General features: G+C 47.6%; 14 protein-coding genes. 11 read left to right on the top strand and 3 right to left on the bottom strand.

Features of this window, described 5'->3' with window-relative positions:
- Positions 1-181: 181 nt before the first annotated feature.
- From allC to BAMF_RS36020, 4 genes are all read left to right on the top strand, one after another.
- Complete coding sequence (allC, locus tag BAMF_RS36035; RefSeq protein ID WP_013353468.1) at positions 182-1,423, top strand: allantoate deiminase; 1,242 nt, start codon at positions 182-184, stop codon at positions 1,421-1,423.
- A gap of 18 nt (positions 1,424-1,441) precedes the next feature.
- The gene (locus tag BAMF_RS36030; protein WP_013353467.1) at positions 1,442-2,695 is read left to right on the top strand and encodes a pyridoxal-phosphate-dependent aminotransferase family protein; all 1,254 of its coding nucleotides are present in this window, start codon (positions 1,442-1,444) and stop codon (positions 2,693-2,695) included.
- Positions 2,696-2,817: 122 nt separating this feature from the next.
- Entirely contained in the window at positions 2,818-4,014 is a 1,197-nt protein-coding gene (locus BAMF_RS36025; protein WP_013353466.1) for an MFS transporter, read from the top strand.
- A gap of 1,108 nt (positions 4,015-5,122) precedes the next feature.
- Positions 5,123-5,566, top strand: coding sequence for a hypothetical protein (locus BAMF_RS36020; protein ID WP_013353465.1), 444 nt, complete (start codon positions 5,123-5,125; stop codon positions 5,564-5,566).
- A gap of 431 nt (positions 5,567-5,997) precedes the next feature.
- Here the strand turns inward: BAMF_RS36020 and BAMF_RS40955 are convergent, their stop codons facing one another.
- Positions 5,998-6,321, bottom strand: coding sequence for a hypothetical protein (locus BAMF_RS40955; RefSeq protein WP_232469709.1), 324 nt, complete (start codon positions 6,319-6,321; stop codon positions 5,998-6,000).
- A gap of 5 nt (positions 6,322-6,326) precedes the next feature.
- Here BAMF_RS40955 and BAMF_RS40950 point away from each other — a divergent pair, with 5 nt between their 5' ends.
- Entirely contained in the window at positions 6,327-6,518 is a 192-nt protein-coding gene (locus BAMF_RS40950) for a hypothetical protein (protein ID WP_232469708.1), read from the top strand.
- Positions 6,519-6,713: 195 nt separating this feature from the next.
- Here BAMF_RS40950 and BAMF_RS36015 read toward each other — a convergent pair whose 3' ends face one another.
- Positions 6,714-8,309, bottom strand: a complete 1,596-nt coding sequence (locus tag BAMF_RS36015) for a PucR family transcriptional regulator (protein WP_013353464.1) — start codon at positions 8,307-8,309, stop codon at positions 6,714-6,716.
- Between the two features lie 180 nt (positions 8,310-8,489).
- On the opposite strand from BAMF_RS36015, the gene BAMF_RS36010 reads away from it, so the two are divergent.
- The 6 genes from BAMF_RS36010 (at position 8,490) to yunB (ending at position 14,277) form a co-directional block, all read left to right on the top strand.
- Complete coding sequence (locus BAMF_RS36010) at positions 8,490-9,854, top strand: allantoinase (RefSeq protein ID WP_013353463.1); 1,365 nt, start codon at positions 8,490-8,492, stop codon at positions 9,852-9,854.
- Positions 9,855-9,927: 73 nt separating this feature from the next.
- Entirely contained in the window at positions 9,928-10,281 is a 354-nt protein-coding gene (locus BAMF_RS36005; RefSeq protein ID WP_013353462.1) for a YunG family protein, read from the top strand.
- Positions 10,282-10,307: 26 nt separating this feature from the next.
- Positions 10,308-11,159 (top strand): DUF72 domain-containing protein, encoded by an 852-nt coding sequence (locus tag BAMF_RS36000; RefSeq protein ID WP_013353461.1) that lies wholly within the window; start codon positions 10,308-10,310, stop codon positions 11,157-11,159.
- Between the two features lie 19 nt (positions 11,160-11,178).
- Entirely contained in the window at positions 11,179-12,000 is an 822-nt protein-coding gene (locus BAMF_RS35995; protein ID WP_013353460.1) for a sulfite exporter TauE/SafE family protein, read from the top strand.
- 17 nt (positions 12,001-12,017) lie between these two features.
- Positions 12,018-13,412 (top strand): bifunctional metallophosphatase/5'-nucleotidase, encoded by a 1,395-nt coding sequence (locus tag BAMF_RS35990; protein WP_013353459.1) that lies wholly within the window; start codon positions 12,018-12,020, stop codon positions 13,410-13,412.
- Positions 13,413-13,518: 106 nt separating this feature from the next.
- Positions 13,519-14,277, top strand: a complete 759-nt coding sequence (gene yunB, locus BAMF_RS35985; RefSeq protein ID WP_013353458.1) for a sporulation protein YunB — start codon at positions 13,519-13,521, stop codon at positions 14,275-14,277.
- A 37-nt stretch (positions 14,278-14,314) separates the two neighbouring features.
- Here the strand turns inward: yunB and lytH are convergent, their stop codons facing one another.
- Positions 14,315-15,292 (bottom strand): L-Ala--D-Glu endopeptidase, encoded by a 978-nt coding sequence (gene lytH, locus BAMF_RS35980; protein WP_013353457.1) that lies wholly within the window; start codon positions 15,290-15,292, stop codon positions 14,315-14,317.
- Positions 15,293-15,479: the final 187 nt, after the last annotated feature.

The raw sequence follows: 15,479 nt of genomic DNA, 5'->3' as shown, positions 1-15,479 counted from the left end.
ATCTAATATTCTATCTTTTTTGAAAAATGGTTCCTTCGGCTTAGAGCGGAAGGTACGGCTTGTTGGACGAAGTGTCTGAAAAATGATCGATTTTTTAGAAGATATGATAATGAACTCATAAGGCGCTCCTTCTATAATGAAGATCATCTTGCCAGTTTGTCAGGTTAAAAGGAGGGTGCCTATGAAACATCAGCAGCTGTCGGCGGCGAGTATCGGAATTTCCGATGATATTCAATGGCTGTCTCAATTCGGGGCTTCCGCTGCCGGCGGAGTGACGAGGCTTTTATATACGAAAGAATGGATGGATGCCCAGCTTGCCGTCAAAAAGAAAATGGAGGCGTTCGGGCTTGAAACGGCATTTGACGATGTCGGAAACGTGTTCGGCAGGCTGAGCGGTTCAGAATCGCCGGATGAGGTGATTCTGACCGGGTCGCATATTGACACCGTTATTGACGGGGGCAAATATGACGGAGCATTCGGCGTGCTGGCGGGCATGCTGGCGATCCGTCATTTGTATGAGACGTTCGGGCGTCCGAAAAAAACACTGGAGGCTGTGTCGCTTTGTGAAGAGGAAGGAAGCCGTTTTCCCATCACCTATTGGGGATCGGGAAATATTACCGGGGCTTTCTCGCTTTCAGATGCGGAAACGCCGAGAGACGCTTCAGGCATTTCTCTAAAAGAAGCCATGCGGCAGAACGGCTTCGGTGCAGGCCGCTATCCCGCACCGCTACGGACCGACATCAAAGCTTTTCTGGAAGTTCATATTGAACAGGGACAAACGCTTGAACGATCGGGAAAGGATATCGGGATTGTCACCGGAATTGCCGGGCAGAGGCGCTATACCGTTACGCTTGACGGTGAATGCAACCATGCCGGAACCACTTCGATGAAATGGCGGAAAGACCCGCTCGCAGCGGCAAGCAGCATCATCCACGAGCTCATGCTCTCAGCAGAAAGACAGCCGGAAGAGCTTCGCCTGACGTGCGGGAAAATGACGGTGGAACCGAATATGGCGAATGTCATTCCGGGCCGTATCCAATTTTCCGTTGATATCCGCCATCAGCAGGAAGATGTGCTGACAGCCTTCCATCAGAAACTGGTTTCGATCATTGAAAAAATCAGCCGCAGCAAAGGGGTCCGGCACATTATTGATGAATATATGAAAATAGAGCCGGTTCAAATGGATGATACGCTGATACGAACGGCTGCAGAGGCTGCAAAAGAACAGGGGGCGGACTCGGAGCAGATCGTAAGCGGAGCGGGGCATGACGCCCAGATGCTCGGCAGAACCTTTCCGGCCTGCATGCTGTTTGTGCCGAGCCGGGGCGGAATCAGCCACTCTCCGCTTGAATTCACACCTGCGCATCAGCTGGAAACCGGCGTCCGTACGCTGGCGAATGTATTATATAAACTTGCCTATTAACGCAAAGGGGGAATCGGCGTGCCGACCAGAAAAGAATTGAGCATTCCGCAAAGAACAATTATGACACCGGGACCGACAGAAGCTGAACCGAGAGTGCTGAGGGCGATGGGCGCTCCGATCATCGGCCAGTTTGACCCGGCATTTACAGACATGATGAACGAAACGATGCAAATGCTCCGTGAATTGTTTCAAACGAAAAACCGCTGGGCCTATCCGATTGACGGCACATCAAGAGCCGGAATTGAGGCGGTTCTCGCAAGTGTGATAGAACCGGGCGACCGCGTGCTTGTTCCGATATACGGACGCTTCGGGTATTTGCTGACTGAAATCGCCGAGCGGTACGGGGCGGACGTCCATACGATCGAGTGTGAATGGGGAACGGTCTTTCAGCCTGAAGAGATTATCAGCGAAATGAAAAAGGTCTCCCCGAAAATTGTGGCCATGGTGCACGGAGAAACATCAACGGGACGGATTCACCCGCTGAAAGAAATCGGGGAAGCGTGCCGCGAACAAGACGCGCTCTTTATCGTAGATGCCGTGGCCACCATCGGAGGCTGCGCCGTAAAAACGGATGAATGGAACATTGACGCGGTTATCGGAGGAACGCAAAAATGCTTATCGGTACCTTCAGGAATGGCGCCGATTACATATAATGACCGGACGGCCGCGGTGATTGCCGGACGTAAAAAGGTAGAGCGGGGCATCGCGACGGCGGCTGACGGTCAAATGCTGTCTGATTATCGTCCGATTACGAGCAACTATTTTGATCTGAGCCAGCTCGAAGATTATTGGAGTGAGAGAAGGCTGAATCACCATACAGAAGCGACAACGATGCTCTATGCACTGCGGGAGGGGGTGCGTTTGGTCCTTGAAGAAGGACTTGAAGAACGGTTCCGCAGGCATCGTCGTCATGAAAAAGCGCTTATGGCCGGACTTTCAGCGATGGGCCTTGATTTATTCGGCGATCCGGAGGCGAAGCTGCCTGTCGTCACATGTGTGCAGATTCCGCAAGAAGCTGACGGCGAATCGATCAGGAGTATGCTTTTGTCTCAATTCGGAATTGAAATTGCCAGCTCGTTCGGTCCGCTGCAGGGGAAAATATGGAGAATCGGAACAATGGGCTACAGCTGCAGAAAGGAAAATGTGCTGTTTGTGCTGGCCGGTCTTGAAGCGGTTCTGATCAGGCACGGGGTTGCCGTTAAAGCCGGCGAAGCGCTGCAGGCGGCTCTCAACATATATGATCATCAGGCTGCAACCGGTGTGCTGTCATGAGACATAAAACCGAGCATTTAAATCATCTGGACTTTTTTCCCTTTCCCCAGTTATACTGAATGATATAAAAAATGACAAATATGGAATGGTTATCTGTTTGTCTGGGGAGAAGGTAAGAAATCATGGCGTATATGGGCCGATTGTCAATTTTAATGCTGAATATGTTTATTGCGATGCTTGGGATCGGGCTGATTATCCCGATTATGCCCGCATATATTACCGAATTCGGAGCGACGGGAAGCACGATGGGACTGCTTGTTGCTGCGGCGGGGCTTACACAGCTTCTATTTGCGCCTATTGCCGGGGAAATAACCGACAAATACGGACGGCGGAAACTGATTATTTTCGGCATCGCCGCCTTTGCGGTGTCACAATTGATCTTCGCCTTTGCCGGAAGCCTGTGGCAATTGTTCGCATCCCGCCTTTTGGGCGGAATGGGGGCGGCGTTTTTAATGCCGTCAATGTTCGCTTACATTGCGGATATTACGACGGAAAAAGAACGCGGGAAAGGAATGGGGCTGTTCAGCGCGGCGATGACGCTCGGTGTCGTCATCGGGCCCGGTGTCGGAGGCTATTTGGTTCATTACGGCATGGCTGTGCCGTTCATCGTCTCTGCAGGTCTCGCCTGCTTTTCAACCGTGCTTTCATTTTTCTTTCTGCCTGAGACGCTGGGACGCGAAAAGCAGCTGGAAGCCCGGGCAAAAATGGAAAAACGTGAGCATCTGTTTAAGCAAATGTCACGCGCGCTCAAATCACCGTTCGCGTTTATGCTGATTCTGGTTTTTGTGCTGAACTTCGGGATTATGAACTTTGAATCCGTCTTCGGCCTTTACGTTGACCATAAACACGGATTTAAAGCGTCTGATATTGCCTTTATTATTACGGCTGCGGGTCTCATCGGCGTCTTTGTGCAGGCGGTCGGTGTCAGTTATCTCGTCGGTAAGTTCGGGGAAAAGCGCGTCATTAACGTCACGCTGATCGGTGCGGCGGCAGGACTTGTATGGTGCAGGCTTGCAGGCTCATATTGGACCGTGTTTGCCGCGGCAATCTTTTTTCTCACGCTGACATCGCTGCTCCGGCCGGCGGTCAATACGATGCTGTCAAAGCTTGCGGGTGACCAGCAGGGGTTTGCCGGAGGGATGAACACCTCATTCATCAGTTTAGCGAATATCGCCGGACCGTCAGCAGCCGGTTTTCTCTTTGATGTGAATATGGAATTTCCGTATATGCTGGGGGCGGTCATTCTTGTCATCAGTTTTCTGGCCGCGCTTGGCTGGGGCAAAAAGACACAGACCCGGCCGTTCACGCAGCAAGGATAACCAGCTAAAGCCTCCGGGTTCCGGAGGCTTTTCGTTTTTTCTTCATATGAAAATTTCATTTATAAAACTGTCTCTCTCTTGTAGTATTTTCTGAAGGGAAGGGATATACGAAGCCGGCTGTCAGGTTTTATCACTTAATAAAGGAGGCTATGTGTGGCTCAATCTCCATTCATAATCCGGTCAACTGGACAAAAAAGTCGACACTACCACATGAATACCAAGGCCGGAGAGCCTGTTATTACTCTTCACCGAACAATTTTTTTATTACGGCGGATAAACTTTCAGGAACTGCGGTAGAAATAAAGAATACTGCTGAAGGAAATGTTCTCGATGTAGCACGCGCACAGCGGGCTAGTCTCCGAACATTTCTGATTTTTTCATATGTATCCGTCAGTCTCTTACCAAAGAGTCACCATGAATGCTGTCTCCTGCTTTAGCAGCTCCCTCATTTTTCTGAAATGATGACGTTTCTATAATGGAATCGGTTCGATATAAGCAAGGACGATTTTATTATAGCTCGCTGTGTAATGAGCATCTGATAACAACAGCCTGGCTCATCACAAATATATGTAAGCGAAAATACTAGAGGAAACGTTTCAGTTGCTTAAACATTTTCATTCGAACCAAATGTCTATCTGGCAACCTTGAAGATGTACAGAGGGGCGCCGATCTAGGTTTGCTTTACAAGTTGAAACTCCGTTCTTAAAAGTCGGACTATTATTTGAATTGGAGACTGCGGAAGGTCTTCTTTTGAGAAAATTAATAAAACTCACAATAATACACATATTTATTCCAAGACAAACCCGTACCATTATCGTTATTTTGAGTTAACGAATAGCCGCTTAGTGCTTGCGCTTTTACTTTATATAGAAAATTACCAGAAAAGAAAAATATCGATGGTTAATAATCAGAAATTTATCTCATGTTTTGTCTTTATACCAGAAAATTAGATGTTTCTCGGGCAATTATAATAATATATTTGTGAAATTTATAACATTACTTTAAAACTCAACGTATTCTAGTGTAGTTTTACAAATTAGGATATATGGGTTATAATGTATAATAGTCTTGTAATTTACAAGCATAATTATTAACGGAGGGATTTAACATGAAGAGTAAAACTAAGAATATCCTGGCAGCATTGTTAGCAGGTGTTATGGCTTTTGGCCTGATTTTTATAGGATCAAGTCAATCGGCGCAAGCAGTAAGTAAGACAACGAGCTTTAATTACAATACTGGATCTGTTATTGCAAAATCATATATACATACATCAGATAACTACAAAAATGTTTATGCAACAGTTGAATTAGGAAGATCAGGTACATGGGAAACTGCGGCTTATTGTAAATTATACCTTCAGCGGTATACAAGCGGTTCATGGAAGACTATTGATACTGCTTCGGGTAACGCAGCATACGGCAAAAAATTAAATGTTACTTTTACAAATATCGCCAAAAAATCCGCTTCAACCCGTGTGAAAGTGAAACTATATAATAACTGGGATCACACAGACCTAATTCAAACTGTATATTCAAGTAAATGGACACGCTAATATCTAATAATGGTTTCGAATTAGTAGTCATTCTTCTAAAATTCTTCTAAATTAATTAATGTTTTAGGGACTGAGAATTTTCTATAGTACTTAGGATGCAGGGAATACCTGCATCCTTTTCTTTGTCCGAGTATGAACCCCTAACTCCCTCTATACACTTGATAGCAGAATGGGGAGAGCAGGAGAGGAGGAATGTGATTATCCTTCGCTGAATCGGTGTGTGAAAATGAATCTGAATAAGATGGATCAAGGAAATGGGTAGTTTCAAGCAAGCCCAAAGGGGAGAAACAGGCATCCATAGAGCATTCCACCATATATTCTCAGAGTAGCATTTGTTCGCCGGGAAGAAGGGGATCTGTAAAATCGTCCGTCTTCGTTAGTGACGGCTACCTGCAAGAACGCCACACCCTGGCTTATCCGCATCTGCTGCCTCACAGAATCCATGCAAGCCTTTCTTTCATCTGAGCCAGGTATCTAGTCGACGACGGTTCCATGTATAATTTTGATTGGAAAGATGACTTGAAACTGCTGAGGAAATCCCAATTAAATTTCTGCGTCCGATTATTTAAAGCAGGTTCGCATTCGTTCGTAAATACGGAAGTGCCTATGTCATGAACCAGCTCTGCGGCAACGTAGCGTTCGAGCGGCTCTCCGTACGTATCCTCTTTGTTTTCATATATTCCGCCGATTTGTAAAGGGTAGCGGCCAGTTACTGTAATTCGGCATGGGTGTTTAATCATTAGGGATGAAGCCAACTTGATTGCCATCATCAGTGTGTGTCGGCAGCAAACGGGCTGCCGAGCATAACGGAGAAGCCGTAGTCGATGAATTGCCCCGCATGGTTTACAGCAAAGTGGTAAGAGCCCATGTCTGCAAATCAATCGCTAAAGGGCAAGAAAGCTCACCGGGCCTCAAAACTCATTGCGCGCCATGCCGAGTAAAAGCACTGTAATCACTCCTTCGTACATGATAGATATACACTGGAGGCTAAGTGTAAATACGGCCAATGATTCTGTTCTTCTCACTTTTCAATCTTTTCTTCTTCCGAATATGATGTTTAGTCACACGATAGTCGACGGAAGACGGGGTGTAATTTGGCGAAAATACTAATGAGAGTGAATTTCACGTTAAAAAAAGAAACGATTCCTTAACCAATCAGCCGCTGCATTCTCAGCGCAAGCCGCAGGCGCATCGTCGTCTCCGGGTCTTTTAAGCTTTTGCCGAGCAGTTCCTCGCATTTTTCTAACCGATAGATCACCGTATTTCGATGGACGTACAGGCGTTTAGCCGTTTCTGAGATCTGACAGTGTGTCTCAAGATATACAGACAGCGTATGAAGCAGGCTCTGGTCCTCCTGCTGCCGATCGGCCAGGCTTTGGAGGGTTACTTGGTAAAACTTCTTCAAATCCTCCGTCGGAAGCAGGCGGAGCAGCTCCGGGACGTCTTTGGCATGATAGATTTGAATAAACTCCGCGCTTCTGGACAAATGCCCGGATGAAAGGGCGTCAGAAGCCTCGGTAAACGCGTCAGGGACGTCGATCAGTTTTTGGCAGATGTTTGAGACGCCGAAGGAAACAGTCCGTTTAAACTGTGTCCGGACCTGCTTTTGAAACTGCTCCAAAAAGCTGATGACAGACGCGTGCATTTCATTCCAGCTGTCTGTCGCTTCAATTAAAAGAATACCCACATTTCCTTTAATGAAGAGATGAGGGGGAAACGGAAAGGATGACAGCTCACCTTCAAGCAGTTCAAACACATGATCAGAAGCGAGCTGATTTTCGGTAAAGCTGATTGTTTTTTCATCCCGGTCAAGCTTCCCGCAGATGCACATATATTTTTGATCCCAGCGGAGCCGGAATTCTTTGGCGCGGCTTTTGATTTCTTCATGGCCGGTAAACGAACGGTCGATGAAATTGCTGAAAAATTCATTGCGCGCCCGTCTGCCGAATTGTTTGACGGCATTTTCTTTCAGAAGTTCAAAGGCAATGACGTTGGCCGCCTGTTCGATGGTCAAAATCATGCCTTTATCAGCGGTCTGCACCAGCTCCGGTATCATGAGATAACCGCAGTTTTTTTCATCATTCAAAATCGGCAGGACAGAATACGCCTTTCGGTCGGACAGCATGGAAAAGCAGGTGAAATAAGGCCCGGAAAGGGAATAAAGGATGTTTTTCAATAAAGGTGTGTCAATGGATATGCGGTGGGACGATGATAAGAGTTTTGTATGCTGATTCAAAAGCACCACGGGAAGCCGGAGAATATCTGAGAGCTTTTTGAGCAAAGATTGCAGCCCTTTGCCGCTCATGATGTGATTTGTAAATTTTTTATGGGCGTAAATGGCCTGCTGCAGCTCATTTGAACGTATATCAAGAATATGGCTCAGCGTGGTGTTGACAATATCTCCGAGCCTGATGTCTTCCGGCAGCTCAATAATCGGAAATTCATACCGATCGGCAAGCTCCGCGGCATCTTTCGGAATGACATCAAGATAACGCTTCGTTTTGATCCCGAGTCCCGCGCAGCCCCGTTTTGCCATGAGGCGGATCAAGTCTTTCAACAGCTGCGGGCGGTCCTTCAAGTGATAAGCCGTGGTGACGAGCAGTTCATTTTTATGTAAAAAATCAGCGATATCAGGTGCATCCATCATGTTGACGTGCTCCACCTCCCTCCATCCGCCGGATTTGCCTGCGATTAATGCGGCCCGCTCATAAGCGGGAATCTTCATCACGTCATAAATATTCATCGGTCAATCTCCTTCCGGTTCTAAAGACAACCATTGGTTAATATGAATAAAAATCATCAAAAATTATAGCGGCTTTGCTGATGTATTACGATTATAGTAGCAGTAAACTGGCAATTATAGACGCATTTTGTGATAAAAACTGACAGAAAAATCGTCATCCTTACAAGGGAGGAATATGAAATGGCCTATGACGTAATTGTAAAGGGTGCGAAGGCTGTGCGAAAAGGCGGGACGAAGCAGGCTGATATCGCCGTTAAGGACGGGAAAATCGCAATGATCGGGCCCGGCATAGACGAAAAAGCGGAACAAGTGGTGCAAGCGGACGGCATGTATGTGTTTCCGGGCGCGGTCGATTGCCACGTGCATTTTAATGAACCCGGCCGAGAAGAATGGGAAGGCATTGAAACCGGCTCAAAGATGCTGGCTGCCGGCGGCTGTACGGCTTATTTTGATATGCCGCTTAATTGCATCCCCTCAACGGTGACTGCTGAAAACCTGCTGGCAAAGGCGGAAATCGCCAGCCGGAAGTCAGCGGTTGATTTTGCGCTTTGGGGCGGTTTGATGCCCGGATATACCGAACATATCCGGCCGATGGCGGAAGCGGGGGCGATCGGGTTTAAAGCATTCTTATCAAAATCAGGAACGGATGAATTTCAGTCAGCTGATGAACGGACACTTTTAAAAGGAATGAAAGAAATCGCGGCGTGCGGCAAGATTTTGGCCCTGCACGCAGAAAGCGACGCCCTCACCCGTTTCCTTGGCGCCGAGTACGCGCTCCAAGGGAAAATTGATGCCCGCGCTTACACTTCATCCCGTCCGGAAGAAGCTGAATGCGAGGCTGTGCAGCGGGCGATTGAATATGCGAAGGTGACGGGATGCGCGCTTCATTTTGTACATATCAGCACGAAACGGGCCGTGATGTCCATTCAGCAGGCGAAAAAAGACGGAATGGATGTCACCGTGGAAACGTGTCCGCACTACTTATTATTCAGTTTTGAGGACTTCCTTAAAAAAGGGTCTGCCGCCAAATGCGCGCCGCCGCTCCGGTCAGAGGCTGATAAAGAGGAATTGATCGGGGTGTTGGCAGAAGGCCTGATTGATATGGTGTCTTCGGATCATTCTCCCTGTCACCCGTCTTTAAAACGCGAGGATAATATGTTTCTGTCATGGGGCGGCATCAGCGGAGGCCAATTTACGCTTCTTGGCATGATTCAATTAGCGATCGAGCATCGGCTCCCGTTTGAACATGTTGCCCGATGGACGGCCGAAGCACCGGCAAAGCGCTTCGGCTTAATGAATAAAGGCCGGCTTGAAGCGGGATTTGACGCTGATTTTGTCATCGTACGGCCGGAATCCTTTACCGTCACAAAAGAAACGATGTTTTCCAGACATAAGCAAAGCCTGTATGAAGGCCATACCTTTCCATACCGCATTGCTGCGACCTACAGCAAGGGACGCTGTGTGTATCAGGATGACGGTGATAAGGAGAGCGGGGCTTTCGGAACATTTCTGAAGCCTACTGAAATGAAAGAGCCGATTCTCTGACGGGGAATCGGCTTTTTTTGTCGTTTGGAAAGCGGGTCTCGTGGTATCTTTTTATAAAAAGGAGTAAAACACATTGTATGATCAAATCTTGAACATATTAACGGCATCCTGGTCGCGCAAGACTAGTACAAAATGGACGGAAGAATGCCCGGCCAAAGGCCAGTGCGGCGTGACGGCTTTAGTCATCCAAGATGTGTGCGGCGGTGACATTCTCAAAACGAAAACCGGAACAAGCTGGCATTTTTATAACCGGATAGATGGGGAGATATATGACTTCACGAGCGGTCAGTTTTCAGAGCCGATCGTCTATCAGCATATCCCTTCTTCCAGAAGTGAGGCATTTTCGGACACCAATGAAAATCAATACGGGTATCTGACAAGAGCATTCAGAAAAAACATGGAAACGGAAAGAGAAAAACACCTGTGATAAACTAGAGTGAGAGGTGAAGGAATGTGATTTATATCGGACTGACGGGATGGGGGGATCATGACAGCATCTATCCGCCTAAAACAGCGGGCCCGCAAAAACTGCAGGCTTATTCCTCCCATTTTCCCATCGTTGAGCTTGACGCGAGCTTTTACGCGATACAGCCCGCCCGCAATAACGAAAGATGGGTCAAAGAGACGCCGGAATCCTTTCAATTTGTCGTTAAGGCATATCAAGGAATGACGGGCCATCAGCGCGGCGATATTCCTTTTGAAACGAAGGAAGAGATGTTTGAAGCGTTTAAGCTGTCATTGACGCCGTATATTGAACATGGAAAGCTTGCCATGGTGCTGTTCCAATTCCCGCCGTGGTTTGACTGCAAGAAAGAAAACGTCGCATATTTGAGATGGTGCAGGCAGCAGATGGGCGATATCCCGTGCGCCCTTGAATTCCGCAACCGGTCGTGGTTTTCCCCGCCATTTTACGAGCAGACGCTTTCCTTTATGAAGGCGGAAGGCTGGATTCACAGCATATGTGACGAGCCGCAAATTGGCGAGGGCAGCATTCCGACCGTCCTGAAAGCAACGGATGAAGAAAAAACGCTTATCCGTTTTCACGGGCGGAACAAGCAGGGCTGGATCAAACCTGACGGCGGTCAAAACTGGCGCGAGGTCAGATATTTATACCGCTATAACAAACAGGAGCTCAAAGATTGGAAAAACAATCTTCAGGAGCTGAAAAAACAGTCGCGCAATCTGTATGTGCTGTTCAACAATAACTCAGGCGGAGACGCCGCCGATAACGGCCTTGAGATGCTTGAAATGCTAGATATCTCATATACCGGGCTTGCTCCGAAGCAGCTCGACCTATTCAGCTAGAAAAGAGGTTTCAAGACACATGTCTTATCTTATTTTGATCATATTAGGATTTATTGCGGGAACGGTCGGCAGCCTGATCGGGCTTGGGGGAGGAATTATCATCGTGCCGGCGATGCTCTATTTAAGCACGATGACTTCGTTTTTCCATGACGTAACGCCGCAGACTGCCATCGGCACGTCCCTTTTGGTCATTATTTTCACGGGCCTGTCATCAACTCTGGCCTATATGAAATATAAAACCGTTGATTACAAAAGCGGGCTGATCTTTTTTATCGGTTCCGGCCCGGGAAGCATCATCGGCGCGTATTTGTCTAAACTTTTTAATGCGCATACGTTTTCCGTCTGGTTCGGACTTTTTATGATTTTGATTTCCATTACATTAATGCTGAAGGCGAAAGCAAAACCGGTCAATAAAGCCCATAAAGGCATAATCCGGACATATGAGGATGAATCGGGTGAGCTTTATACATATTCGTACCGTATTTTTACCGGTATCGCGATTGCCTTTTTCGTCGGCTTATTGGGCGGTCTCTTCGGCATTGGCGGCGGCTCTCTTATGGTTCCGGCCATGATGCTGTTATTTTTGTTCCCGCCGAAAGTGGCTGTGGCGACGTCAATGCTCATTATTTTCTTATCCTCCGTGACGGGTTCCGTGTCACATATCGCAGAGGGCCATGTCAATTGGTTGTATGCGCTGTGCCTTGTTCCGGGCGCTTGGTTCGGCGGCAAAATGGGCGCGTGGGTCAATAAGCGGGTCCGGACGAAAACGATCGTGCTTTTCATGCGGGTCGTATTGATTTTGATCGGCTGTGAATTGATTTATCAAGGGATATTCAGCTAAAAGGTAGGAGAGATGGTATGTTAGAGAAACTCCGTTTATATCATACGAATGATTTGCACAGCCATTTCGAAAATTGGCCGAAAATCGTACATTACATTGAGCAGAAGAAAAATGAGCATGAAAAAGACGGGGAGGAAACACTCGTATTCGACATCGGCGATCATATGGACCGATTTCAAATGATTACAGAAGCGACCTTCGGCAAAGCGAATGTCGACTTGTTAAACCGTCTTGAGATTGATGCGGCTGCCGTCGGGAATAATGAAGGAATTACGCTGCCTCACGATGAGCTGGCGGATTTATATCATCATGCCGCGTTTCCCGTCATTGTATCCAACCTGTTTGACGAGGACGGACAGCGGCCGAAATGGGCTGTGCCGTACGTGATCAAAACGCTGAAAAACGGGATGACCGCCGGCATACTCGGCGTCACGGTGCCGTATTATCCCGTCTATCAAAAGCTCGGCTGGACGGTGACGGATGCGGAAAAAAGCATTCAAGAATCACTCGACGATATCAAGGGCAAAGCGGATATCATCATTCTGCTTTCGCATCTAGGCCTCATAGATGACCGGGCCGCAGCGGAAACATTTCCGGACATCGATGTCATTCTTGAATCACATACGCACCACCTTCTTGAGGACGGGCAGGACATAAACGGCGTATTGCTTGCATGTGCGGAAAAATACGGAAACTATGTCGGCTGTGTCGAGCTGACGCTGGACAGTGAAACACGAACCATCGTCAGCAAACAGGCATCTGTGCAGAAAATGGCTGATTGGCACGGGGAATCTAAAGATACGGCGGCTTTTCTGAAAGAGAAAGAACGGGAAGCGGAAAATCTGCTCTCCGTACAGGTCGCCAATCTGAATGAAGAAGCCGGCGTGAAGTGGTTTGAGGAATCACCGCTCCCGCTTCTTTTAGCCGAGGCGCTGAAAAACTGGTGCGGCTGTGAAGTCAGCATGGTGAATTCAGGCGTCATTTTGGGGCCTCTAAAGAAGGGACCTGTCACAAAGCTTGATCTGCACCGCATCTGCCCTCATCCGATCAATCCGGTCGCCGTGCGTCTTTCAGGCAGGGAACTCCAGGAAACAATCGGCCAGGCTGCCTCAGAAAACATGGAGCAGCTGCGGATAAAAGGCCTCGGCTTCCGCGGGGAGGTCATGGGCAAGATGGTGTATGCCGGAGCCGAGGTGCAGACTGATATCCTTGAAGACGGTGTAACGCATCTCATCAATGTGAAAGTGAACGGAGAAGAGCTTGATTCGGACCGGATATACTCGGTTGCCGTTCTCGACATGTTTACACTCGGAAAGCTGTTCCCGTACATCCGCGATTCGAAAGAAAAGCAATACTTTATGCCGGAGTTTTTAAGGGATCTGCTCGCCTGGAAGCTTGCGCAGCAGTCATAATGCAATATAGCTGCCCCCAGTGAAAGCGGGACTTTTTAAGAGTGAAAATAAAATACTATGTCCCCCCTTACAAGCATACATTGTGATATGTAAGGGGGGATTTTTCTTGCCTAGATACCGGAGCGCTCTTCGCAAGAGAGGGCCTTTGCCTTTTCGATATGTGCTTCTTCTGTCGTTTGCTTTTTTTATCATATCGACGGTCATCAGCCTTTGGATGATCAATTCCTCAATTAAACCGGTGCTGATGAACATCGGGGAAATGGAAACGAAACGGGTGGCGACTGAAGTCATTACGGAATCCATTGAAGAATATATGTCTCACACAGATAATGTGAAAGATATGGTCGATATGAAAACGGATGAAAACGGAAAAGTCACAACGATGGATTTTAATACACAAATGGTCAACAGCATGAAGGCGAAAGTGACAAAGCAGCTTCAGGCTCACCTGAAGGAAGCGGAGTCGAACAATAAGCAGCATGAAACAGAAAAAGGCGCTAAAACGGCCGATGAAATTATGATTGATATTCCCTTAGGGCAGGTCACGGGAAACAGCATTCTCGGAAATCTGGGGCCGAAAATCCCGGTGCGCTTTAACCTGATCGGCGATGCGTTAACTGATGTGAAAACAAAAATAAAACCGTATGGCATCAACAATGCCCTGATTGATATCAGTATTTTTGTGGAAATTAAAGTGAAGGTCATTATTCCGTTTGCCAGCAAAACGTCGGTCGTTACGAATAATATTCCGGTCTCCATTAAAGCCATTCAAGGAGAGGTGCCACAGTTTTATAACGGAAGCGGCGGATCAGGCGTGACGCCTTCCGTTCAGCTGCCGAATGAAAAAAAGGAGAAAAACAAATAAAGACACACAGCCGCATTCTCTTCTGGCGGCTGTGTGTTTACTTTTTCTTGCGGATTTCTTTTCGCTCCCATGCCCTTAAATGAGGATACGGGTCAAAAGACCATTCCGACCTTCCGTTATCTTTATACATCCCGTAGTGAAGATGCGGCGGAAATTTTCCCGCGGTGCCCGGCGGTCCGTATCCGGAGCTTCCGACAGAACCGATCACCTCTCCGGGTTTGACGATCTGGCCTTTATGGACACCTTTTGCAAAGCCGTTCAGATGGGCGAAGTAGTGATACGTGTTATTGATATCCCTGATGCCGATTCTCCAGCCGCCGAAGCGGTTCCAGCCCTTCATTTCAACAATACCGTAGCAGGTCGATCTGACGGGGAGCCCATAATGAGCGAACAGATCCGTTCCTTCGTGAATCCGGCGTCCGCCGAAACCCCGTGCGGCGCCCCAAGTGCTGCGGTAGCTGTAATCCGTTTTTACGGGAAGCGGAAAAGCGTGTTCTCCGAGATCAAGGCGGCCGAACGTTTTGAACAGTGTCATGAATTCCGTGATAATGCCGACCGTCTGATCACGGCGATAATAATTCCAGAGGCCGATGCGGATATGGTCAAGATCCGTTCCGAATGCCGCCAAATACTGTGCAAATGTATAAAGGATATCCTCATCATTGCTTACTTCGGCTTTTCCGTCACCGTCACCGTCCAGACCGATCCCGTCAAATACTTTAATGCTGAGGGGCGCATCGTCCTTAGGATTTGGATTTTCAGGTCCGCTCCACAAATAATCCGGAATATAAATGCTGATGATTCCCGCTTTTTCAGGCAGGTCCTTTCGGTTTGAGCGGATATTTTCTTCATATTGATCAACCGCTGCAAGCACATACCAAGGAATCTGCGTGACCGCTTCGGCTTTGCGGTACAACTGCATCCGTTCGCTGTAAACAGAAGCCGATTGTTCTTTCCCGCTTGCAGCCGGACAGAAAACTGATAAAAGGAGAAGAGCAGATAACAGAACTTTCACAACATGATCTCCTTTCAGGATTGAATACAAATAGTTTGCGGCACAATTCCGAGAAAATGTAAGTAATTCTCTTCCCTTGTCGAGAAATTTTTCCTATGTTAAAGTGACTAATGAATAGAAATCCGCAAGTTTTATATCCATCGTGAAATAGAAATTTTTCGCACACGAACATGAATACAGGGATAAT

Origin of the sequence: Bacillus amyloliquefaciens DSM 7 = ATCC 23350, from assembly GCF_000196735.1 — a bacterium.
GTDB lineage: Bacteria > Bacillota > Bacilli > Bacillales > Bacillaceae > Bacillus > Bacillus amyloliquefaciens.
The sequence above is the reverse complement of the archived record's forward strand: the minus strand, read 5'-3'. Positions and strand labels throughout refer to the sequence as shown.